The organism is Adlercreutzia caecimuris B7, from assembly GCF_000403355.2.
Taxonomy (GTDB): domain Bacteria; phylum Actinomycetota; class Coriobacteriia; order Coriobacteriales; family Eggerthellaceae; genus Adlercreutzia; species Adlercreutzia caecimuris.
Genome location: NZ_KE159646.1, coordinates 1482234 through 1503698, shown reverse-complemented (window position 1 = coordinate 1503698; position 21465 = coordinate 1482234). Strand labels below are relative to the sequence as shown.

Genomic DNA, 21465 nt, shown 5'->3' with positions numbered 1-21465 from the left:
GCGGGGAAGTGCCGCGGGGGAATGCGGGCCGTTGCAGGGGCCGTGCGCTTGCGGTCAGGTCAGAGAGAAAGGGAAGTCCGTGCAAGATCTCGTCGAACTGCTGAAGAACAACCCCTACCCGGGCCGCGGCATCGTGGTGGGGAAGGACGTCGTGTACTACTTCATCATGGGCCGAAGCCTTAACAGCCGCAACCGTATCTTCGCCATTGAGCCCGACGGCATCCGCACCGAGGCCCACGACCCGGCGCTTTTGGAGGATCCGAGCCTTATCATCTACCATCCGGTGCGCACCATGGGCGAGGCGCTCGTGGTGACCAACGGCGACCAGACCGACACTATCGTGGAGGCGGGCGACTTCCGTGCCGGCTGCATGGCCCGCGAATATGAGCCCGATGCGCCGAACTTCACCCCGCGCATCTCGGCCATCGTGAACCCTGACGGCACCTTCGAGCTGTCCATCCTGAAGCACGGGGCCGACGACCGCTGCATTCGCGAGTTCTTCGCCTACGAGGGCGTCGACGAGGGCTGCGGCTACTTCATCAGCACCTACCAGGGCGACGGCAACCCGCTGCCCACTTTCGCCGGCGAGCCGATCCCCGTTGCGCTGCCCACCGCCGACGAGCTGTGGGGCGCGCTCAACGACGAGAACAAGGTGAGTCTGTACGCCAACGTGAACGGCGAGGTCACTCTCTACAACAAGAACCTCGGGGATTAATTGCACGCATCTCAACGGAGGTTGAGCATAGCGAAGATGCGGGGTGTTCTGACCGAGCGAGTTCCGCAGCGACTGGAAATGCCCAGTGGGCATTTCCACAAAGCGAGGACTGTCTGAGCGAATCAGAATACCGCGTAGCTTCGCCCTCGGTGATTTCCAACAACGAAAAGGAGAATCATGAACGAACTGGAACTGAAGTACGGTTGCAATCCGAACCAGAAGCCCTCGCGCATCTATATGAAGGACGGCAGCGACCTGCCCATTCAGGTGCTGAACGGCAAGCCCGGCTACATCAACTTCCTCGACGCCTTCAATTCCTGGCAGCTCGTGCGTGAGCTGAAGGAGGCCACGGGGCTGCCCGCGGCGGCGTCCTTCAAGCACGTGTCGCCGGCCGGCGCCGCGGTAGGCCACCCCCTGACCGACACCGACCGCGCCATGTACTTCGTGGAAGAGGAGGGCGAGCTGTCGCCCATCGCCTGCGCCTACATCCGCGCCCGCGGAGCCGATCGTTTGTGCTCCTACGGCGACTGGGCGGCGCTGTCGGATGTGTGCGATGCTGATGTGGCCCGTTACCTGGCAAAAGAGGTGTCCGACGGCATCATCGCCCCGGGCTATACCGACGAGGCGCTCGAGATTCTGAAGACCAAGCGCAAGGGCTCCTTCAACGTGGTGCAGATCGATCCCGCCTACGTGCCGACCGAGACGGAGCTGAAGGACGTGTTCGGCATCACCTTCGAGCAGGGCCACAACAACTTCGAGATCAACGAGGCACTGCTGGAGAACGTGGTAACCGAGAACAAAGAGATTCCCGCATCCGCCAAGATCGACATGATCGTGGCCCTCATCACGCTGAAGTACACCCAGTCCAACTCTGTGTGCTATGTGAAGGACGGCCAGGCCATCGGCGTGGGCGCCGGCCAGCAGAGCCGCATCCACTGCACGCGCCTGGCGGGCAACAAGGCCGACAACTGGTGGCTGCGCCAGCATCCGCGCGTGCTCGCGCTGCCCTTCGTGGAGGGCATCCGCCGTCCCGACCGCGACAACGCCATCGACGTGTACATCTCCGACGAGTGGGAGGACGTGCTGGCCGATGGCGAGTGGCAGCGCGTGTTCGCCAAGCGCCCCGAGCCGCTCACCCGTGAGGAGAAGAAGGCTTGGATCGCCGAGATGAGCGGCGTGACCGTGGGGTCGGACGCCTTCTTCCCCTTCGGCGACAACGTGGAGCGCGCCCGTAAGTCGGGTGTGGCCTACATCGCCGAGCCCGGTGGTTCCATCCGCGACGACAACGTCATCGAGGTGGCGAACAAGTACGGCATCGCCATGGCCTTCACCGGCATGCGTCTGTTCCACCACTAGGATTGACCGCGAGAATCGCGGAGGTTTATAATGAAGCAGGTGGCAGCCGCTGCAACGGCTGGCCGCCTCACAATGTATCGCTACTATTGTGACTGAGGGGCCGCTTCCGCTATCCGGCGGGGGCGGCCCTGTTTTTCCGTTGTCGCTAACGCGACAACGGGCATGCCGATGCGGGTTAGGTCTCAAAAAGTGTGTCTAGGCGTATTATTCACTACTGTCTAGAACCAACCCGTCTCCTTTGATCCACTCATTCTCATCTCACTCCATTCCGGCAGAGATGTTCCATGTTCATCAGGCGCCCCATCTTCGTGCTCTGATCTATTGGTGGCGAGCATGAACAGCCCTGCGACCTCTTCGTCCGTCTTCATCGTCTTGAGCATTTCCGCTTCACCGACTTTGTACTCGGAGTGCAGATAGCACCACCAAAACGCAGCCTTGGCACGGCGTATGGTTGTAAGTCCCCGATGATGTTGAAGCATGAGTCGAATCTGGGCGTTGACGCCACCTTCGATCACGTTGTTGGTCGAGTCCCATACTCCTCCCAGACTCTCCTGCATCTCGGCGAACGTGAACAGCGTCCTGTCCCGGACGAGACCGTTGAGGGAATGCCGCGCGCTCCTGAGACGCTCGTGGACGTATTGTTTGCGGCCGTCCTTCAAGGTGAATTCACGCAGGAACCTCTCCCATTTGGAGCACCATTCCGCATAATCCGCCAGCCACTTCGCTGCGCCATCCGCTCCTTTGATCTTCGGAAGGGCGCGGGCAAGATCGAGCAGTTCCCGGCCGCAGTCGAGCTTCGGGCGCATGGTCGTCCTGCGTATTACCTGCCTCCTCACATGGACGAGACAGCGCTGTACCGAGGTGTCGGGCCATATCGCCTTCGCCGCTTTCTTGAAGCCCGATCCGCCATCGGTGACCACCATGGTCGGAGGCGCCACCTTGGCCATGAGGGCCGCCCAGGATGCCGAGCACTCGCTCTCGGCCAGATGCCATGCCACAACATGCCTTTTGGTGCAGGCGATAAGCACCACGAGCCGTTTGGAGATATAGATCCCGTCAACGAACAGGACATCATGGACCTCACCGGCAAAGTCCGGCAGCGGCCAAAGGGACCAAAATCTCTGCGCCCGACGCTCGAAGGTCGCCTTCGAACACCTCTGTTCCTTGAGCGAGCCCTTACCCATGAGCCACCCGAGGAATGCCTTAAGCTGCTTGGCGGAATTGTCTATCCGATGGGTTTTGGATGCCCCGCAGGACTTGCAGCGCCACCTCTGAGCACCCGCTTCGGTCTTGCCGTTTCTCTTCATCGATGCCCCGCATGCGCCGCACTTTGGATTGTCCACACCAAGCTCCCGTCCAGATTCAACTTTTCTTTGGGAAAAGAATGTCTGAACAGGGACGTCAAGAGCAAGCCGGACACACTTTTTGAGACTCCCAAAAGTTGGGCCGTACCAACTTTTTGACCTAAAAAGAGCTATATGATCTGGGAGAATGTATGATTCTTAGACACACCTTTTGAGAATTAACCCGCCGATGCTGCGGTTCCGACCGGCACCTGGCTTTGCACTTCAGCTCTTTCCCTCACAGCCGAAGGCTGTTCGGCCGCGCTTCAGTACAATTCCAGGCACCGGTCGGACCCTCGCTGACTTCCTTGGGCGAACCTACGGATGCGAAACTTCTAATATTTGGGACAGCTTCTTTTGCTACACTGCCAGCAGGCGGAGTGTCCGCCTAGTCGGCGGGAAGGGAGGTCGGTATGCGGGTGAGGGGCCGGGAAGATCAGGAGCAGCGCGAGCGCGCGATGCTGGCGGAAGATGCGGCGCTGGCCGCCGAGTCGGAGGGACGTGATCGCTCGACGGCGCCCGATGCGTTGCGTACCGATTACCAGCGCGACCGCGACAAGATTCTGCACTCGAAGTCGTTTCGGCGGCTCTCCCACAAGACCCAGGTGTTCCTCGCATCTGAGGGTGACCACTTCCGCACGCGGCTTACCCACACCTTGGAGGTGGCGCAGATCGCGCGCACCATCACGCGGGCACTCGGGTTGAACGAGGATCTCACCGAGGCCATCTCCCTCGGTCACGACTTGGGCCACACCCCCTTTGGGCACACGGGCGAGGCGGCCCTTGCCGGGGCACTCGCACGCCATAGGGGCATCGATCCGGCAAGCTCGCAGGCGGCGCGTCTGTACCGCCACAACGAGCAGTCGGTGCGGGTGGTGGAGCGCATCGAGAACGGCGGCGCGGGACTGAACCTCACCGCGGAAGTGCGCGACGGCATCCTGAACCACACAGGGAACTTGCGCGCCGAGACCTTGGAGGGACGCATCGTGGCCACGGCCGACCGCATCGCCTACGTGAACCACGACATCGACGATGCCATTCGCGCGGGCATCCTGCGCGAGGCCGACCTGCCCGAGGCGACTCACCGCGTACTCGGCGCCGACCACTCGGCCCGCATCGAGACGCTCGTGCGCGACATGGTGGAAACATCGGCTGCCGAGGGCGACATTCGCATGAGCCCGGCGGTGTGGGATGCCATGATGGAGCTGCGGGCCTTCCTGTTCGCCAACGTGTACACCGCCCCTCCCGTGATGGCCGAGGTGGAGAAGGCGACGCATCTCATCGCCGATCTGTTCGACTACTACGCCGCGCACATCGACGAGGTGCCGGCCGATTATCGCGCCATCTCCGACGGCGATGATTTGCGCGCGGTGACCGACTACATCGCCGGCATGACCGACCGCTTCGCCACAAGCACCTATCAGCGCCTGTTCATTCCCCACGCGCTGTCGTACTAGGGATGGGCGGCTATCGGTGCGAGCGGCCGTCTTTCAGGCGGTAGAGCTCATAGGGGCGGCCCACGGCGCCAAAGCGGCAGGCGCGGAAGCACATGCCGCAGTGCCGGCAGCGCTCCTGGTCGATGGAGGGCACCCCGTTAGCGGCGGTGGCGAGGGCGCCGTGGGGGCAGATGCGCTGGCAGGCTCCGCAGCGGCAGCAGAGGCGCTTGTCGATGGCGTAGTAGGTCTGGCGCATGGCGGCTCCGATTCCTGCGGCGGTTAGGGCCGCATTTCGGGAGCGCCCGGGCCGCGGCCGTCGTCGGGGTTGTTGGGGCTGTCGGAGCCGGCGGGGTAGTCGGAGCCGGCAGGTCCACGGGGAATGCTGGGTTTGGCGCGCTGCTTCCAGAGCGCATCCATCAGGCGGGCGGCGGCGAGGCCGGCCAGGGTGCCCACGATGGCACCGGCGAGCACGTCGGTGGGGTAGTGCACGTAGCAGTACATGCGGGAAAGGCCCATAAGGGCGGCGGCTACGGTAACGCCTGCGATAAGCCCGGCGGGTGCGGTGGGCCTGCGCGCGAACCAGAGGGCTGCCGCAGCGGCGAAAGCGGCCGTGGTGTGGCCCGAGGGGAACGACGAGCCGCTCGGCCGCGGCACGATCATGGCCACAGCGGCGTTCACGTCGCAGGGGCGTGGGCGCATGAGCAGGGGCTTGATGGTCAAGTTCGTCACCACCGCGCCGAGCGCCACGGCCACGAGCACGCCGGCGCCGGCTTTGCGGGTGCGGCGGAAGCACAGCAGCACGATGCCGAGGAGAATCCACAGCTCGCCGTGGTTGCTCGTGCTGGTGAAGACCGCCACAAGCGGATCGAGCACGGGGTTGTGCCACGCTTGCATGGCATCCAGTATGGCCAGTTCGTTCACGGGTCTCCCTTCGTTTCCCCACAGCCTACCCGAGAGCGCCCCCGAGGGCAACTCCCCGCTGCCTGCGGCCACCCGATTTCCGTCTGCTCCCTCCGGGTTCCCTTATCCCAACGGAGCGGCAACGGTTCGGTTGAGGCCGGCCACGGAATGGCGACCGCATCTGTGATGGTTCTATGATGGCGCCGTCAAAGGGAGCCGAGGTGACGGGAAGCCGTCAGCGACGACGCTCAACCGATACCGAACCGCCGCTTTTCGCGAAGAGCGGCCGGTATCGTGCGCCATCGCGCTCTGGAGTCCGACCAAGGGAGGTCATCATGTCTGGTTGTTCTCGTAGGCAGTTCATCGCGGGCGGCGCCATCGCCGCATTGGGCGGCACGCTGGCTCTAGTCGGCTGCGCGCCGATGTCCCATGAGGAGGCGCAGGAGAAACGCAAGGCCGGCGCGGCCGGGAGCGCCTCGGCCGGGGCGGCGACCACGGCCATCGGCGAGGGGATGGGCAAGCACGGCACGTTCACTGTGGAGGTGTCCGCCAACGACGGGGCCATCGACCGCATCACCGTGCTCGATTCCCGCGAGACGCCGGGCATGGGGGACGTGGCCATGGAGAAGATGACGAAGTCCATCATCGACGGCCAGACGCTCAACGTGGACACGGTCAGCGGCGCCACGCTCACGTCCATGGCCTTCCTCACCGCTGTGGGAAGCGCCCTCGACGCTTTGGGCCAGGATTCTGAGGAGTGGAAGAACCGCGACTACCAGGCGTGGGAAAGCGACGTGAAGCTGCCCGAGGAGGCCGATGTGGTCGTAGTGGGCGCCGGCGGCGCAGGATTTGCGGCGGCCATCACGGCGGCCAACGAGGGCAAGAGCGTGGTGCTCATGGACAAGATGGGCGTCTACGGCGGCGACACGTGCCTGTCGGGTGGCGAGATGGCCGTGCCCGGCAATTGGATCCAGATGACCCAGGGCGTGGAGGACTCGCCGGAGAACCTCATCTCCGACATGCTCGTGGGCGGCGACAACAAGGGCGACCCGGAGCTGGTGGCCATCATCGCCAACGGCGCGCTCGATTCCGCCAACTGGCTCACCTACGAGGGCGGCATTTCCTGGAAGCACGACCTCATGCAGTTCGGCGGCCATAACATCAAGCGCTCTATCATCCCCATCACCCATTCTGGCTCCGAGATGACCACGAAGCTGACCGACCGCGCGAAGGCCATCGACGCCATCACGCTCATCGACAACACCCAGGCCACCGAGCTCGTTACCGACAGCACCGGCAAGGTCGTCGGCGTGAAGGTGAAAAACCCCGTCACCGGCGAGGAGGCCGAGGTGAAGTGCAAGGCCGTGGTGCTCGCCACCGGCGGCTTCGGCTCGAACGTCGATATGCGCGTGAAGTACAACCCCGAGATGGATGACAAGATCCTCTCCACCGACTCGGTGGCCGCCCAGGGCGACGGCATCGTCATGGCCGAGAAGATCGGCGCCGATACCATCGACATGGAGTACATCCAGACCTACCCGGTGTGCGACCCCGAGACCGGCGCGCTGCTGTACGTGGGCGACGTGCGCCTGGAGAACTACGGCATCCTCGTGAACAAGGAAGGCGACCGCTTCGTGCAGGAGCTCGACCGCCGCGACGTCATTTCCAACGGCATCAAGGCCCAGACCGACGGGGTTGCCTACCTGCTGTTCAACCAGGCGGCCGCCGATGCGACGGGGCTCGTGGAGCAGCATGCCGACGAGTACGAGAACAGCGAGAGCCGCGGCGTCATCGTGAAGGCCGACACGCTCGACGAGGTGGCCCAGGCCCAGGGCGTGGATGCTGAGGAGCTGAAGAAGACCGTGGATGCGTGGAACCAGTACTGCGCCGACGGCAAGGACCCCGACTTCGGCTATAGCGCCGAGATGAACACTATCGAGGAGGGCCCCTACTACCTCATGGCCTGCAAGCCCGCCGTGCACTACACCATGGGCGGCCTGCATATCACGCCTAAGGCCGAGGTGCTCACTGTGGACGCGCAGGTCATTCCCGGCCTGTACGCCGCCGGCGAGGTGGCCGGCCACAAGATGGGCACGAACCGCCTCGGCTCCTGCTCTATGACCGACATCTACACCTTCGGCCGCATCGCCGGCAAGAATGCTGCGAGCTATGCGAAGTAGGCGTTCTCGGTAAAATATCGGTAACTAAGTTGGCGGGGCGCCCTTCTCGGGACGCCCCGCTTTGGCCTATGCGCTATAGTGGGACGCGCTTACCCGGTGGGGCTGCCCCATGTTCAGGAACGCGGGGCAGCCCCACCGGTAAGCGCGTCCCCCGTTCGGGTGCCCCGTTTCGTTTCGGGCGGGTGGCAGCCTGCTCGAGAGGCTCGTTTCTTGGGAAAGGAAGGTGCGCGGTGGAAAACCCCGCTCTGATCGGCGTACTCGTGGCCTTGGTGGTGCCGTTTCTGGGGAACACTCTGGGCGCGGCGCTCGTGTTCCTCATGCGCCACGGTATGTCCGAACGGTTCACGAAGGCGCTTCTGGGCTTCGCGGCCGGCGTGATGATTGCCGCCAGCGTGTGGAGCCTCATCACCCCCGCCCTCGAGGCGTCCGAGGGAGGTCCGGTGCCCGCATGGCTGCCCGTGGCCGTGGGCTTTCTCGGCGGCATGCTCCTGCTTTTGGCTATCGACCACTTCACGCCGCATTTGCACGTGGGCTCCAACGAGCCGGAGGGCCCGGCTTCCACGTTGAAGAAGCCGGCGATGATGATGGCGGCCCTGGCCATCCACAACCTGCCCGAGGGCATGGCCGTGGGCGTGGTGCTCGCGGGCTTTCTGGCGGGGGATGCGGCTATTACGCTCTCGGCCGTGGTGGCGCTGTCTGTCGGCATCGCCATCCAGAACGTGCCGGAGGGTGCCATCGTGTCGCTGCCGCTGACGACCAACGGCCTCTCGCGGCCCCGCGCCTTTATGGCGGGCACCCTGTGCGGCGCGGTGGAGCCGCTCGGCGCGGTGCTCATGCTGGCCATTACGGGACTCGTGACCCCGCTTTTGCCCTATGTGCTGGCCTTCGCCGCCGGCGCCATGATGTACGTGGTCACCGAGGAGCTCATTCCCCAGACCCAGCAGGGTCGCCACACCAACATCGGCACCATCGGCGTGGCCCTCGGCTTCGTGCTCATGATGGTCTTGGACGTGGCCCTCGGGTAGCGAAGCCTCGGGTGCCGCTGGCCTTCAGTGTGCAAAGCAGGCACCGCGCGTTTCGCCGCCTTAGGAAGGGGGAGTCTCGCGATCCTCTGGCTCGGCTGGAGTATCCCCATGTCGTGACGGCGAGAGGACAAGGAAATCGCACGGGCCGGCTCCACGCATGGACTCGTAGGGGCTTACGTTTTCGGAGGCCGCCGCTCCCGTCGATGTTTCCGCGGGCAGACGGGAATCTCACCTGAAAACCCAAGTACGTCTTCGAGTTCGGCAGCTGGCTCCCGCCCGCTGTTTCTGTAATGCTGCTTTTTGTGCAGCAAACTTCGCGAAATAGATGTCTGGTTGTCGAAAAGGCCCATATTTGATCTATTGTGGCCCCGTTTCAGCGGTTTTTCGCTCGGCCGAGTCTATCTCGCAGAGTTTAGTGGCCAAATTTAGGAAATAGAGAATCAGACCTTTTCCGCGCAGAAGAGCGGGCCGTAGAAATCAGGCGCACTGAAAAGCGCCCGTCCCGGAGGGCGAGCGCTTGAGCGAGCCCGAGGGCCGTTCGAAAACATGCGAGCCCGAGGGCCGTTCGAAAACATGCGGGCCTCCGTCGGCCGCCTCGCCCCACCACTGCGCACGAGCACTTCGGAGCCGGGGCCCACCGCCGTGCACGAGCGCTTCGGAGCCGGGGCCGCCGCCGTGTGCCGCTGCCCCTAGCCCGCGAGCATCGGCACTGCATACAGCAGGGCCACCACGATGCAGCAGGCGGTTACCACGATCTTCCACGCGCGGTACTCGCGATCCATCTTCGCGGCCTCTTCGGCGCCGGGCACCTCATCGGCGCCGGGCAGGGCCTCGGCCACCGATACCGGCTCGGGCTTGCCGTAGCGGCTCTGGCAGATGAAGAACACCGCAAGGCCGATCACGCACCAGGCAGCGCCCACCACCAAAGGCTCGGTACCCAGCTGGCTCATCATGACGGCGTAGATGACGATAGACACCGGCACGCCCACGGCCACGCCCGGCACGCGGAAGGGTCGGGCGAGATCGGGCATGCGCCGGCGCAGTCCCAAAGCCGCCGCGATGCCGATGATGTAGTAGAACAAGTCGGCGAACAGCGACAGCGACGCGATGAAGTCCAGGGTGGAGGTGGCCACGAGCAGGATGGACAGCACTCCCAGGGCGATGATGGCCACATACGGTGTGCGGAAGCGCGGGTGCACTTTCGCGAACACGCGGGGCATGGCGCCGTCGCGGGCCATGGTGAACAGGTAGCGCGGCGGGACGGCGATGGAAGCGTTCAGGGTGGAGAAGTCGCCGCCGAAGGCCACGCCCAGGGCCAGAAGCAGCAGCGGCAGCCCCAGAATGCCCGCCGACATCATGGCCTCGGCGTAGGGCGCGGCCGCCTCGGCCAGGCCGGGGATGGCCTCTGCCGGCGTGATGCCCACGAGGAACCACTGGAAGGCCCCGTTCACGGCGAAGATGATGAAGGGCGCGAGCTTCAAGGCCCGGGGGATGTTGATGGAGGGGTAGCGAATTTCCTCGCCCATGCCGCAGCAGGTCTCGAAGCCGGCGAAGCACCACCAGATCATGGCCACGGCGGCGATGAACCCGAATGCGTCCATGGAGCCTAAGAAGGTCGGCGCGGTCACAAAGGTGGGCAGGCTCACCTCGGGGATCATGGTGAGGAACCAGATGACGGCCACGCCCCAGAAGAAGAACATGAAGCCGTTCTGCAGACGACCGGTGATCTGCACGCCGCGCACGTTGGTGACGATGAACAGCACGAGCGCGATGCAGGCCAGCACTACATCGGGGACGGGCAGCTCGATGCCGATGGCAAGAAAGACGGTCTTGAAATAGTAGGCGAAGGCCAGCGACTCGCCGCCGGTCACGGCCACGAGCGAGATGATGAAGTTCCAGCCGGCGAGCATGCCCAAGGGTCGGCCGAGTCCCAGGCCCGCGTACTGGTAGGTGCCGCCGGCATAGGGGAGGGCCGCGCCCATTTCCGCGTACAGTAGCGCCGGGTAGATAGAGACGAGCATCGCCACCAGGGTGGCAATGATGACCGATGGGCCCATGAGCCCCACGATGTTGCCGCCGGTGGTGAACAGGCCCACGCCGATGACGGTGCCCACGGTGATGGTGATGGCCTCGCGCAGACCGAATTGGCGGCGCAGAGTAGGGGGCGTGGCGGCAGGATTGTTGTCGTCGTAAGGTGCGCTCATGGCGGTTCCTTCTTCTCGATGCGCGGTACGGGCACCTTGGGCGGACGCGCGGCGCGCTGCTCCCGGCCAAGGTGGCACCATCGACACGGCGATAATGCTGCCGATACTATAGTGCTCTACTGTAATAAAGTAAAGGGAGACGCTCAGTGTTAACGAAAGCGAAATCGGTTGCAGATCCGCCCGAGCTCCTTCTCGCTTAATTTTGAAGCCAGCGCTCGCTCTCGTCGTACCACATGAACAGCTCGTAAACCCGCAGGCTCGGCGCGATGAGGTAGGTCTCCGGCGAGAAGCCGGCGGCGGGACTCTCGCCGTTCATGACGGCAGTGCCCAGGAGCATATCGGGGGTGGCGGTGCTGCGACGGTGCTTGGCGGCCATGCGCGCGGCCTCGGCGGGGTGCTCGTCGAGCCAGATTTGCGCCTGGGCCTCCACGGAGGGCATTTCCCCGAGCAGGGCCTCGCGGCGTAGGGCGCGCAGCTCGTCGATGCGATCGTAGCAGGTGAGGGGCACCCGGGGCGTGCGTGTGCCCTCGGTGACGTAGAGGCGCACGAGCTCCATGGGCATGAGGCGCGCCAGATCGCGCACGCCGGCGTTGAACTCCCGGGACTTCCGCCATGTGGAACGGGCGAAGGCTACTTCAGTGGTAACCATGAGGGCTCCTTTTGTCGTTTTCGCTGCGTTTGAAGCCAACGTGTCCACTATAGCACGCTCGAAACGCGTATTCTGGCTTGAAAAACACGACTTTGGGACGGAAAGCGGCACAGAAGAGGTGTCTCCGTATTACAGCGGCGGCATTTTCCCAGGTAGCGTATGACAAGGAAGCGGAAAGGGCGCTCGTGTGGTACCAAGGTCGTGCTTTCCAAGCCAAAAAACCGAAATCCAGCACGCGATGGCTGGATTTCGGCAGGGAGGGCTGGGAAGTGAATCGCAGAGGGCGCGTTTTCGAGAGCGCCCCTTCGCGACGAGGCGGGCAGCTCGCCTTAGGCAGCGCCGGCCAGCAGCTTGGCCACGTGGCGGCCCTCAACGGAGCTGCGTCCGCAGGCCACGCCCACGATGTACTCGGGGTAGTTGCCGCTGAAGAAGCTGCCGGATACGTCGCCGGCCGCATAAAGGCCCTCGATGACGTTCAGCTCAGGATCGAGCACCTGACAGTTCTCGTTGATGCGCAGGCCGTCGATGGTGGTGAGCAGGCTTCCGCCGAACCAGCAGCCGTAGAAGGGTGCCTGGCGAATGGCGGACAGGCGGTAGGCCTCCTTGCCGAAGTCCTCGTCCACCTGCTTGTCGAAGAACCCGTTGTAGCGCTCTACCTCGGCGAGGAAGTTTTCCTTATCCTGGTCGGCGAAACCGAGCATATCGGCCAGCTCCTCCAAGGTGTCGGCCTTCATGAGAATGCCGGACTCCTGGGAGGCGGCGGTGTACTCGTCGAAGGTCATGCCCATCTCGATGTAGGGCACCACGCGCGAGCAGCCCACGGTCTCGAAGCGCACCATGTCGTCCATCATGTTGGCGTCATACACCTGGCACCACACGCCGCCGGGCTGGTAGGTGGCGGCAAAGCAGACGAAGTCGTAGGGGGTGGACTCGTTGGCGAAGCGCTGGCCGCGGCGGTTCACCTTCATAAAGGGCTGGCTGCCGATGTTCTCCTGGAAGATGTTGCCGCGGAAGACCGCCGCTTCGTCCGTGCCCTCGTAGCCGGCATCGACGCCGGGGGCCACCGCGCCGCGGTCGAAGATCATGGGAGCGGCATCGATGTCCTTAGAGGCTCCGGCCCAGAGTCCTGCCCGAATGCCGTCGCCGGTGCAGGTGGGGTTGAAGCTGGAAGCGGTGCAGCAGGCCACGGCGGCCGGCTGAAGGGCGCGCATCATGACGGGGTTGGCCGCATAGCCGCCGGTGGCCAAAAGCGTGTTCTTGGCGTTGATCTGCTTGTAGCCGTCCTTGGTCTTGAAGATGGCGCCGGTCACCGTGCCCTCGCCGTGGAGCAGCTTCACCATCTCATGCTCGAAGAGGATGTCGCGGCCCTGGCCGGAAAGCCGCTCGGCGATGACGTCGTTGCGCATGGGCGGCACGTAGGAGGGCTCCCACAGGTGCTGCACATAGGGGACGTAGTAGTCAGTGCCCCCGGTGGCGTGGGCGGGCGGCATATCCAGCATGACCTCCTTGCCCTGATCCTTCATGACCTCGGTGACCCAGTCCACGTACTCGGCGCTCTCGTCGATCCACATTTTGATGAGCTTCTGGTTGCACTTGCCCGAGGCATAGCGCGTCAGCTCGTTCAGAAGCTTCGGCTTGTCGATTTCCACGTTGTTCGCCTTGGCGTAGGCCGTGTCGACGCCGCCCAGGTACTCGCGGGTTTCGGGCACCTGGTTCGCCTTGTCGCAGATGATGAAGTTCAGTCCCAAGTCGGCCGCGGCGCCGGCGGCGGCCAATCCCGCCGTACCCGCGCCGATGATGAGGAAGTCGGTGTCCAGGGTCTCTGCGATATCGCCCTCGGCGACTTCCGGCTCAGTGCCGAGCCAATCGGATGCGGCCGCAGCATCGGTTGCCGCACCTGTTTCGCCGAGGCTCTTCTCGGCGGGAGCGCTCGGAGCGCAGCCCGCAAGGCCCAGGGCGCCGACGACGGCGGCTCCGGCGGCTCCGAGGCCGAGGAAATCGCGGCGATTCATGCTCATGGTTTTGTTGCTCATTGGTCCCTCCTGTCGGTGATACTCGGGCGCGCCGCTCTCCTGCCGCTTCGTCTCGTACGGGCGGGGCGAAGCGCGCGACGCAAGGGCACCATAGGAAAATGCGAGGGCGCTATCTATCGCCCTCTGGCGGCGATTGGAGAAATCACCCTTCTGAGGTGATGCCGTTATCAGGGCTTTTCGCGAAGGGCGGGGGAGGGGCAGCGGTATACTCTTCCGAGGAAAATTCACGTGGCGGTATTCGCGCTGCGTGGCAGCCTGCTTGTTTTTCGCGGAGTCGGGGGGGAATTTGGTGAAGAGCGCGACGGCTCGGGGGAGAGCCTTGGCATCGCTGGGATATATCGAATCTGCTTTCAAACTGCGCTATATGGGCATCGGGCTCGTTTGGGCGTGGCTGTACTGCTCGTATTCCACTTCGGCGCTGTTTTCCGAGCGCCAAGGGCAGTCCATAAACGCCGACGCGTCGTGGCTCGCCTCGGCTGCGGCGGTGGTGATCGTGTTTCTCGTCGGCGGTATGGCTCTCAGCCGGATCCCCCGAACCTCGTCGCTGTGGCTTCCCTTGCGCCTGGCGGCGCCGCTGCTGATGGCGGTTGGCACGATCCTCTCCTATCTGGGGGTGGGCGCTCCGATGCTTTCGGGCGCAGGCGGATTGCTGACGGGCGTGGGCTACGCTCTGCTCAGCTTGCTGTGGGCCCAGGCCCTCATGGTGCTCGACATCGAGGAGATGGAGGTCGCCATTCCCCTCTCTTTTATAGTGATCGTGCCGTGCGTAGTGGTCTTTCCCCACCTGCGGGGCTTGTCGGGGCTGGCGGCCACGGTGCTGCTGCCCTTGGCGTCGGGGGTGCTGCTTTTGCTGTGCGCCCGCGACGGCGAGGCGGGGGAACGGGCCGAGGGCTCCTCGCGCAAAGGGGATCTGCCGTGCGCCGAGCTTTGCGTGGATGGGAATCGCGCTGCGCGAATCCCGATCGAGCGATCGTGGCGCGTCTATTTTCTCCGTGTAGTTCTCGTGCTGGCGGTTCTCTATGTGTCGGTGGGTTGGCTCTCCTCGCTTGCGGAAACGCGCGACGGTCTTCACGAGCTCGTTGATTTCGATGTCGCCATGCTCCTCTCTAGCTTGGCCAGCGTGGCTTTGGGGGTGACCATCGTTTTCTTCTCGAAGAAGGTGAGCTTCTCGGGCCTGTTCCGCTGGGCGGTGCCCTTCGCCGTGGTGACGCTTGTGCTGCGCGAGATGCCGGGTTTGTGGCCGGGATTCGCCGCCAGTGCCATTGGGGAGACCTTCGATTCGCTCATCCAGGTGCTCGTCTATCTCTTCGCGCTGACGCTCGCCAAACAGGGGAAGGTGCCGGCAGCCCTGGGCGTGGGGCTGCTCAACGGCGCGGTGCAGGCGGGGGTGCTCGTGGGAAACGTTGGCGGCGAGCTGTGCGTTGCCGCGGGCGTGCCGCTTACCACGGTGGGACTGCTGCTCATCTGCCTGGTCTCGTTTGCCGGCGTCGTGGCGCCTTCCGGCGAGCCGGCCGAAGATGCCGATCAGCTTGTCGGGGCGAACGCAGTGGAGCGTGCGCTGATGGAAGGCTGCCTGCGCCTGCAGGAGCGCTTCGGCCTGTCCGATCGCGAGACCGAGATAGCGTTCCTCCTGGCTCAGGGCCGCAGTCGCCCCTATATTCGCGAGAAGCTGTTCATCTCGAAGAACACGGTGGCGACGCATATCAAGCACATTTACCAGAAGCTCGGCATTCATTCCAAAGAGGAGCTCATCGACTTGGTGACGGCGGTCGCTTCCCAAGGGTAGCGGCGCGTAGGCTTGGCCCCGCATCTTCGCAGCCTTCCGGGCTGCCGGTTGCAAAATGCGCAGGGGCTATTCCGATAATCTGCATAGCCGATTCCCTTTGTGAATTGCGCGAAAGGGGGCCGCGCGGTTACTATGGTCTCAAGAGGAAAAGCGGACGTGCCGCGCCGAGGGCGCTGGCCTTAAACGAAGGAGACCCTTGTGGACAGCAAGCGCGTTATCGAAGTGAAGAGGAACATCCTGGCCGCCAACGACGAGGCCGCCGACGCCTTCCGCGCCGCGCGGGCCGAGGACGGCACGTTCTTCGTGGACGTGATGGCGAGCCCGGGCGCCGGCAAGACCACTATCCTGCTCGCCATCATCAAGGAGCTGCGCAGCCGCGGCGTGGAGGCGCTCGGCGTCATCGAGGCGGACCTCGAGAGCGATGTGGACGCGCTCAAGATCAAGGAGGCCGGCGTGGAGTCGGTGGAGCTGAACACCCGGGGCGTGTGCCATGTGGAGATGGGCATGGTGGAGATGGCCTTCGAGGCCTTCGACGGCTCGCGGTTCGACTACCTGTTTTTGGAGAACATCGGCAACCTCGTGTGCCCGGCCGACTTCGACACCGGGGCCCACACCCGCGTCATGCTGCTCTCGGTCCCCGAGGGCTGGGACAAGGTGATGAAGTACCCGCCCATGTTCGCCGCCGTAGACGCGCTCATCGTCACCAAGTGCGATTATCTGCCCTTAAACGAGGACTTCGACATGGACCGCCTCAAGGAGCAGGCGCGCCTTCTGAACCCCGCGCTCGACATCTTCGTCACGAGCGCGCGCACCCACGAAGGCATCCCCGAGCTGGTGGACTGGCTTCAGGCCCAGCGCGCCGCGAAGGTGAAGTAGCTTTTCGCCGACCCCATCCGAGCCAACCTGTGCGCAGGCGGCCCGGGCTCCCGCGCCGCCGCGCCGCCCCAGTGCCGTCCCGAGCGCGGCCGGCGGGTATTCCCGCGGCTGTCGCCCCGTTCTCGAAAGGATATGCCCATGTGCACCAACGGAGTGAACACCTCCCAGTTCGAGTCGATGATCGATATGGCCGACGACTACGTGGCCGTGGGGTACCGCTGGACCCACAAGATGGCCCACATGGCCGAGGACGGCGGCTTCGCCAGCGCGTCCGAGAAGCTGCACGCCGCCCAGGCGCTCTTGGCCGACGCCCGCGCGCTGCTCGACGAGGCCAAGCTCTGCGTCGAGGAGGGCGTCACCGTGAGCAACGGCATCACCGCCAAGCGGGTGTAGGCTACAGGCTAGTAAGCAGCTCCAAGCGGGGCATGATGTCCTCTTCGATATCGTCGGCAATATAAGGGGCGGCCTTGTAGCCCTCGCTATCGAGGCGGTTTCCTTCTTCACGGAGTGCCGGGAGGGCATGCTCGGCGAAGGTGCCTGCTATGTCGCGCAGCAGTTTTATGCCCACGCCGAGTTGCTCGGCCAAGATTGCGAAATCCGCGACCGTCACCTCTTCGATATCGCTGTGGCTCCCGATGGCCATGCCCATCTCGCGCGAGAAGCGCGTGAAATAGGTCGTGCTCACTAAATCGTAGGCAGGCGCCAGCGCGAATGATTTCCAGTCGGGGGCATAGAGAATGGACATATTCTTCAAGTGGTTATCGCAGTTGCCGATGAGGTAATTGAAGAGGACGAGGCTCGCGAAGGCACGGAGGTCTCGCGCCGGCTCCGCGGAGCGCCGACGGAGAAAATCGGCAATGACGCTTACGCTGCTGGGCTGGAGCTCGCGGTACTTCGCGTGGGGCAGCAGTCCAAAAGCCTGAGTGAGGTCTTCCTGGTGGCGACGTGCCGGAGCCGCAAGACCGTCGATGCTCTCGCGTGAGGCATGAAGCCGGTCGTAGCGCTCGACGCAGATAATGGGTTTTAGGGGGCTGATGAGGGCGGTGCGAGCCACGCTAAGCCCGCAAGCGGCCGCGCAGGTCATCGAAAGATGCTCGACCTGCATGAGATCGGCAAGATCGTCTCGGGCGAACTTGACGATGTAGTTCGAGGGGGCGCCTCCCGAGGGCTGGTACCAACCCTCGTCGATAGCCGCTCGGGGGTCGTGGAACAGTCCGCATTTGTTCTGAGTTCCCGCAAGGGAAAGACGTGCCGTTTCCAGGGACAGATCGACTTTTCCCGGCTTGCCGGCCATCTCCTTGATCTGGCTGAGGGGCACGGGCTGGTAAGAGCGCGTCTCGGCGTAAGAAGCGGGATTGATGATAATGTCGCCCAGACAATCGAGTCCGCAAGAGGCGAGCATGGCGAAGTAATCATCGGTCGGTATACCGAGAGTGCGGCAGAGGTTTTCCAGGGCCGCCCCCTCGGGTAGCAGGCCGCGGAAGTAGGGGGCGAGCTCCTCTTCGGCATAGGCCTCGGCACGCAGGGGGAGGGAGAGCGAGACAGGAGCGGCCTCGGAGGAGGCCAGATAGCCCTCATCGTAGCGAAACGAGACGGCCCCTTCCCGGCGACTGAGCGTTCCGATTGGCATAGGCCCTCCGAGCGAATCGCGGTAGATAGTCAGCTCCATGCCTATTCGCCTCGCTTTGTGATCGTGATATCGAGGCCGAGGGTGCTCAGCACCTTCAAGGCCTTCTCAAGCTCCGCCGTTTCCTTGCCGTTTTCTAGGTTGGAAATGAAGGAGAGGCTGACGGCGCATAAGTTTGCCACCTCGGTTTGGGTGAGTTTTTGGCGTTTCCGCTCGGCGCGGATGGCTGCTCCAAGGTCTTTCGAGGTGTAGACGGGGCTCATGGCTCTCCTTTAATTTCTGCGTACGGCGTAATTATCGCAGAATGAGACAAAATTTCTGCGTACGACGAAATTTCTCATAAAAGCGTCGAAATTCGTGCGTACGCAGAAATTCCAGGGGCCTTCGGTCGCCCGTTGCGAGCTATCTTGCGATCTCGATAGTGTCGCCGGGGGCGATGGTACCGCCTTCGATGACCTTGCAGAACACGCCCTCGCGGGGCATGATGCAGTCGCCCACCTGGTGGTAGATGGCGCAGTGGGCGTGGCACTGCTTGCCGACCTGAGTCAGCTCCAGCACCACGTCGCCGCAGGCGAAGCGCGTGCCGATGGGGAGGCTCTTCAAGTCGAAGCCCTCCACGATGATGTTCTCGCCGAAGGAACCGTGGCCCACGTCGGCCCCGCGGGCCTTGAAGGCTTCGATCTGCTCGTAGGACAAAAGGCTCACCTGGCGGTGCCACGGCCCGCCGTGGGCGTCGCCCTCGATGCCCCAATCGGACTTCAGCTCGATGGCGTCCTGCTCGGTTTTCTGGATTCCCTTGATGCTGCTCGTGCATACGGCTTTGACAACGCCCATGATGCACCTTTCTCGCTGGCGACAGGCCGTGCGCCACTCTCGACCCGCCCGGTGCATTGGACATATCACCGGCCCGCTGCACGACGAGAGGGGGGAAACTTCGGCGCGGGAAAATTCTAGCGAATTCCTATACTATTCGCAAGGGAGAATAATTGGAAGGGTCGGGAGTGCCGGAGGGGGACGGCTAGGCGTGTTGGGATAGGGCGGCGATCCGCAGAGGTGCTCGCGTGCGGAAAGGGCGGCGACACCAGAGAAGTGTCACCAGGGGAAGGCGATCATGCAGATGAGGAGCAATCCCGCGAGGAAGACCATGTTCACGGCGCTGAACAAGCCGATGAAGCGGCCGGTTGACAGCCCGGGCACGTCGCGCGTTTGGGGAAACACCTTGCGTACGCTGGTGAAATGCTGAAGGGTGATGAGGCTGGCGAGCGAGCCCACAAGCGTGCCCGCGCCGCCGATGTTCACACCGACGAGCAGAGGCTGCCACGCGTCCGTGAAATGCGACAGCAGCACGGCGGCTGGCACGTTGCTGATGACTTGGCTTGCGCCGGCGCTGATAACGAGGCCGTGATCGTCCATGAGCGGGCCGAGCCACGCGGCCAGTTCGGGAATGCGGGCCAGGTTCCCCGCGAACACGAAGAAGCAGGCGAAGGTGGCGAGCAGCGACCAATCCACGGCGGCCAGCGCCCGGCGGCCGAGCACGGCGAGGGTTGCCGCCACCGCCGCGACGGCCACGGCGATGGGCAGGACGCGGAACACGGCCAGCAGCGTGAGGGCCAGCAGCACGCCGTAGGCGCCGAGGCGACGGCGACTGAGCGGCATGGGGCGGCGAGGGACGGGCGCGGTTGGGGGTCCGGGGGCGGCCCCGATGGCGGCGCTGGCCGCAGGTGCCGAGGAAACGGAGGCCTTCGCCGTGGCTATGCCCCGGGTCGCCTCCGCGCTCGCGCTTGCCTTCTTCCTGCCGGGTCGCCCTGCGAGCCACCAAGTAGCGGCAACGACGCCGACCACGGATATGGCGAAGGGAAGCGCCATGGTGCGCAGGAAGTCACCGAGGTGCAGCCCGTAGTACGAGTACAGGTACAGGTTCTGCGGATTGCCGAAGGGCACGATCATGCCGCAGAGGTTCGCCGTCAGGCTCTGCAACACGAAGACGGCCGGTATCAGTCGTGCCTGCCCTGCGCCCACGAGAGTGGCGGCCGACAGCGGCAGCATCATGATGAGGGCCATGTCGTTGGTGGCCATGCACGAGAGTGCCGCTGTGGTGAGTACGAGCGCAAGCGCAAGGGATCGCGGGCTCCCGAATCGCGCGATGACGGTTCGGGCCGCGCGGTCGAAGGCGCCCATGAGCCTGAGAGCGCTCGCTACGGCCAACACGCAGAACAGGCAGCCGAGCGTCTTCCCGTCGAAGTATCCCCAATACGCGCTGTCGGGCGGCACCGCCACCATGGAGGCCGCCGCCACGGCCGACACCGCAAGCACGGCGTGCTCGCGCAGAAAGGCGATGGGGGTCATGGATTGCACAGCGGCCTTTCTCTCCGGGAAACATTCGCGAGGGAAAGTATATCCCAGGAAGAGGGCGCACCTTCCGCGCTTCTTGACACCATGTGCGTCCGAAAGCGCTGGAAGTCGGATGCCCTCGGGAATGCCGGCTGTGCCCCTTTTCGCCTTGTCGCCGAATCGAGATACTCGGCAGCCAGGGCGCACTTCCGCAATTCAGCCCCCTAGAGCGGCCGCCTGTGCCAGTTCTCCCTGCTGATCGGGCGGATGGAGATGGGCGCTCAACTCAGGGTTGCGGGCCGAAAGAGGTGATCGAACTGACGTCGGACCGCTCCCCAGTTTTCCCCGCAAGGGGTTTCTGCGAACATTCCGTCGATGAACGCGCGCTGCGACGGGTCCAGATCGAGCTCATCGCGCCACGTGCCACGTTTGGTGCGGCGAACACGTTTGGGATCGCTGTATAGAAGGAAGAGAAGCACATCGGCGACTCCCGACCGATCGGTTACGCCATCGGCAGCGAAAACCTCGGGGCAGCGCCGTTGGTCAAAGAACGTCGCCATGCCGAAGTCGATGAGCGCGAGGCGGCCCTCGTCGACGAGGATATTGGCGGGGCGCACGTCGTTATGGAGTACGCCCCGCGCGTGAAGCCGGTCGAGTATGGCCATAAGCTGTGCGATGAGCGCGTGGATTTCTGCGGGCGAGAAGACGGTGCCGTCCCTGAGCATACGGTCGAGGGGGCGCCCTTCCATAAGCGTTTGCAAGAGAAAGGTACGCCCGCGTTCGTCTCGTGCCACGCCGAGCCATTCGGGCGTATCGCGGCGGTGCTCGTCAAAAGCGAGGGAGAACGCGGCGGCTTCAGCCCATAGGAGCTCGTGCGCGGCGTCTTGCGGACGAGGGCGGCTGTTCGGGCGATGACAGTGACGGCTTCCTGCCGACCGCCCGTCCGTTGCCATTGTCGGGGCGTCCTCGCGCTGGGAGAGGGGCTCCGGGGACTCAACAACGAG

19 protein-coding genes are annotated in these 21465 nt (G+C 64.1%); 8 read left to right on the top strand and 11 right to left on the bottom strand.

The genetic code is table 11. The annotated features are described in order from the left end of the window. The first annotated feature begins 79 nt into the window (after window positions 1-79). Both C811_RS09980 and C811_RS09975 read left to right on the top strand, forming a co-directional pair. Window positions 80-715: an IMP cyclohydrolase gene (locus tag C811_RS09980; protein ID WP_016309451.1), complete on the top strand. Its 636-nt coding sequence runs from the start codon at window positions 80-82 to the stop codon at window positions 713-715. A gap of 177 nt (window positions 716-892) precedes the next feature. After that, the gene (locus C811_RS09975) at window positions 893-2071 is read left to right on the top strand and encodes a phosphoribosylaminoimidazolecarboxamide formyltransferase (protein ID WP_016309450.1); all 1179 of its coding nucleotides are present in this window, start codon (window positions 893-895) and stop codon (window positions 2069-2071) included. 218 nt (window positions 2072-2289) lie between these two features. On the opposite strand, the gene C811_RS09970 is transcribed toward C811_RS09975, so the two are convergent. After that, on the bottom strand, window positions 2290-3414 hold the full coding sequence (locus C811_RS09970) for an IS1249 family transposase (protein WP_016308716.1): 1125 nt from the start codon (window positions 3412-3414) through the stop codon (window positions 2290-2292). 413 nt (window positions 3415-3827) lie between these two features. Between C811_RS09970 and C811_RS09965 the strand changes: the two genes are divergently transcribed. Further along, on the top strand, window positions 3828-4871 hold the full coding sequence (locus C811_RS09965) for a deoxyguanosinetriphosphate triphosphohydrolase (RefSeq protein ID WP_016309449.1): 1044 nt from the start codon (window positions 3828-3830) through the stop codon (window positions 4869-4871). A 10-nt stretch (window positions 4872-4881) separates the two neighbouring features. Here C811_RS09965 and C811_RS09960 read toward each other — a convergent pair whose 3' ends face one another. Both C811_RS09960 and C811_RS09955 read right to left on the bottom strand, forming a co-directional pair. After that, window positions 4882-5106, bottom strand: a complete 225-nt coding sequence (locus C811_RS09960) for a 4Fe-4S binding protein (RefSeq protein WP_016309448.1) — start codon at window positions 5104-5106, stop codon at window positions 4882-4884. A gap of 23 nt (window positions 5107-5129) precedes the next feature. Then, window positions 5130-5771: a phosphatase PAP2 family protein gene (locus C811_RS09955; protein WP_016309447.1), complete on the bottom strand. Its 642-nt coding sequence runs from the start codon at window positions 5769-5771 to the stop codon at window positions 5130-5132. A gap of 314 nt (window positions 5772-6085) precedes the next feature. On the opposite strand from C811_RS09955, the gene C811_RS09950 reads away from it, so the two are divergent. Next, window positions 6086-7930, top strand: a complete 1845-nt coding sequence (locus C811_RS09950) for a flavocytochrome c (protein WP_016309446.1) — start codon at window positions 6086-6088, stop codon at window positions 7928-7930. Between the two features lie 230 nt (window positions 7931-8160). After that, window positions 8161-8955 carry a ZIP family metal transporter gene (locus C811_RS09945; RefSeq protein ID WP_016309445.1) on the top strand — a complete coding sequence of 265 codons (795 nt, stop codon included), beginning with the start codon at window positions 8161-8163 and terminating at the stop codon, window positions 8953-8955. Window positions 8956-9644: 689 nt separating this feature from the next. On the opposite strand, the gene C811_RS09940 is transcribed toward C811_RS09945, so the two are convergent. From C811_RS09940 to C811_RS09930, 3 genes are all read right to left on the bottom strand, one after another. Further along, window positions 9645-11159 carry an APC family permease gene (locus tag C811_RS09940; protein ID WP_016309444.1) on the bottom strand — a complete coding sequence of 505 codons (1515 nt, stop codon included), beginning with the start codon at window positions 11157-11159 and terminating at the stop codon, window positions 9645-9647. Window positions 11160-11355: 196 nt separating this feature from the next. Next, complete coding sequence (locus tag C811_RS09935; protein ID WP_016309443.1) at window positions 11356-11808, bottom strand: hypothetical protein; 453 nt, start codon at window positions 11806-11808, stop codon at window positions 11356-11358. Between the two features lie 329 nt (window positions 11809-12137). Continuing rightward, entirely contained in the window at window positions 12138-13841 is a 1704-nt protein-coding gene (locus C811_RS09930) for an FAD-binding protein (RefSeq protein ID WP_016309442.1), read from the bottom strand. Window positions 13842-14160: 319 nt separating this feature from the next. On the opposite strand from C811_RS09930, the gene C811_RS16870 reads away from it, so the two are divergent. The 3 genes from C811_RS16870 (at window position 14161) to C811_RS09915 (ending at window position 16896) form a co-directional block, all read left to right on the top strand. Further along, window positions 14161-15627, top strand: coding sequence for a response regulator transcription factor (locus C811_RS16870; RefSeq protein ID WP_016309441.1), 1467 nt, complete (start codon window positions 14161-14163; stop codon window positions 15625-15627). Between the two features lie 198 nt (window positions 15628-15825). Beyond that, a complete protein-coding gene (gene hypB, locus C811_RS09920; RefSeq protein ID WP_016309440.1) occupies window positions 15826-16503 on the top strand; it encodes a hydrogenase nickel incorporation protein HypB in 678 nt (225 codons plus the stop codon). A gap of 138 nt (window positions 16504-16641) precedes the next feature. Continuing rightward, the gene (locus C811_RS09915; RefSeq protein ID WP_016309439.1) at window positions 16642-16896 is read left to right on the top strand and encodes a hypothetical protein; all 255 of its coding nucleotides are present in this window, start codon (window positions 16642-16644) and stop codon (window positions 16894-16896) included. Between the two features lies 1 nt (window position 16897). Here C811_RS09915 and C811_RS09910 read toward each other — a convergent pair whose 3' ends face one another. From C811_RS09910 to C811_RS09890, 5 genes are all read right to left on the bottom strand, one after another. After that, window positions 16898-18133: a HipA domain-containing protein gene (locus tag C811_RS09910; protein ID WP_198010026.1), complete on the bottom strand. Its 1236-nt coding sequence runs from the start codon at window positions 18131-18133 to the stop codon at window positions 16898-16900. A 41-nt stretch (window positions 18134-18174) separates the two neighbouring features. Then, window positions 18175-18393, bottom strand: a complete 219-nt coding sequence (locus tag C811_RS09905) for a type II toxin-antitoxin system Y4mF family antitoxin (RefSeq protein WP_016309437.1) — start codon at window positions 18391-18393, stop codon at window positions 18175-18177. Window positions 18394-18532: 139 nt separating this feature from the next. After that, window positions 18533-18964: an MOSC domain-containing protein gene (locus C811_RS09900; protein ID WP_016309436.1), complete on the bottom strand. Its 432-nt coding sequence runs from the start codon at window positions 18962-18964 to the stop codon at window positions 18533-18535. A gap of 258 nt (window positions 18965-19222) precedes the next feature. Further along, window positions 19223-20476, bottom strand: a complete 1254-nt coding sequence (locus tag C811_RS09895) for an SLC13 family permease (protein ID WP_031325113.1) — start codon at window positions 20474-20476, stop codon at window positions 19223-19225. A gap of 266 nt (window positions 20477-20742) precedes the next feature. Further along, a complete protein-coding gene (locus C811_RS09890) occupies window positions 20743-21414 on the bottom strand; it encodes a protein kinase domain-containing protein (RefSeq protein WP_156997068.1) in 672 nt (223 codons plus the stop codon). Between the last annotated feature and the right edge of the window lie 51 nt (window positions 21415-21465).

Coding starts and splice junctions, on each gene's coding strand:
- C811_RS09975 (WP_016309450.1), top strand. CDS start 893: ATGAACGAACTGGAACTGAAGTACGGTTGCAATCCGAACCAGAAGCCC.
- C811_RS09965 (WP_016309449.1), top strand. CDS start 3,828: ATGCGGGTGAGGGGCCGGGAAGATCAGGAGCAGCGCGAGCGCGCGATG.
- C811_RS09960 (WP_016309448.1), bottom strand. CDS start 5,106: ATGCGCCAGACCTACTACGCCATCGACAAGCGCCTCTGCTGCCGCTGC.
- C811_RS09950 (WP_016309446.1), top strand. CDS start 6,086: ATGTCTGGTTGTTCTCGTAGGCAGTTCATCGCGGGCGGCGCCATCGCC.
- C811_RS09940 (WP_016309444.1), bottom strand. CDS start 11,159: ATGAGCGCACCTTACGACGACAACAATCCTGCCGCCACGCCCCCTACT.
- C811_RS09935 (WP_016309443.1), bottom strand. CDS start 11,808: ATGGTTACCACTGAAGTAGCCTTCGCCCGTTCCACATGGCGGAAGTCC.
- C811_RS09930 (WP_016309442.1), bottom strand. CDS start 13,841: ATGAGCAACAAAACCATGAGCATGAATCGCCGCGATTTCCTCGGCCTC.
- C811_RS09915 (WP_016309439.1), top strand. CDS start 16,642: ATGTGCACCAACGGAGTGAACACCTCCCAGTTCGAGTCGATGATCGAT.
- C811_RS09910 (WP_198010026.1), bottom strand. CDS start 18,133: ATGCCAATCGGAACGCTCAGTCGCCGGGAAGGGGCCGTCTCGTTTCGC.
- C811_RS09905 (WP_016309437.1), bottom strand. CDS start 18,393: ATGAGCCCCGTCTACACCTCGAAAGACCTTGGAGCAGCCATCCGCGCC.
- C811_RS09900 (WP_016309436.1), bottom strand. CDS start 18,964: ATGGGCGTTGTCAAAGCCGTATGCACGAGCAGCATCAAGGGAATCCAG.
- C811_RS09895 (WP_031325113.1), bottom strand. CDS start 20,476: ATGACCCCCATCGCCTTTCTGCGCGAGCACGCCGTGCTTGCGGTGTCG.
- C811_RS09890 (WP_156997068.1), bottom strand. CDS start 21,414: ATGGCAACGGACGGGCGGTCGGCAGGAAGCCGTCACTGTCATCGCCCG.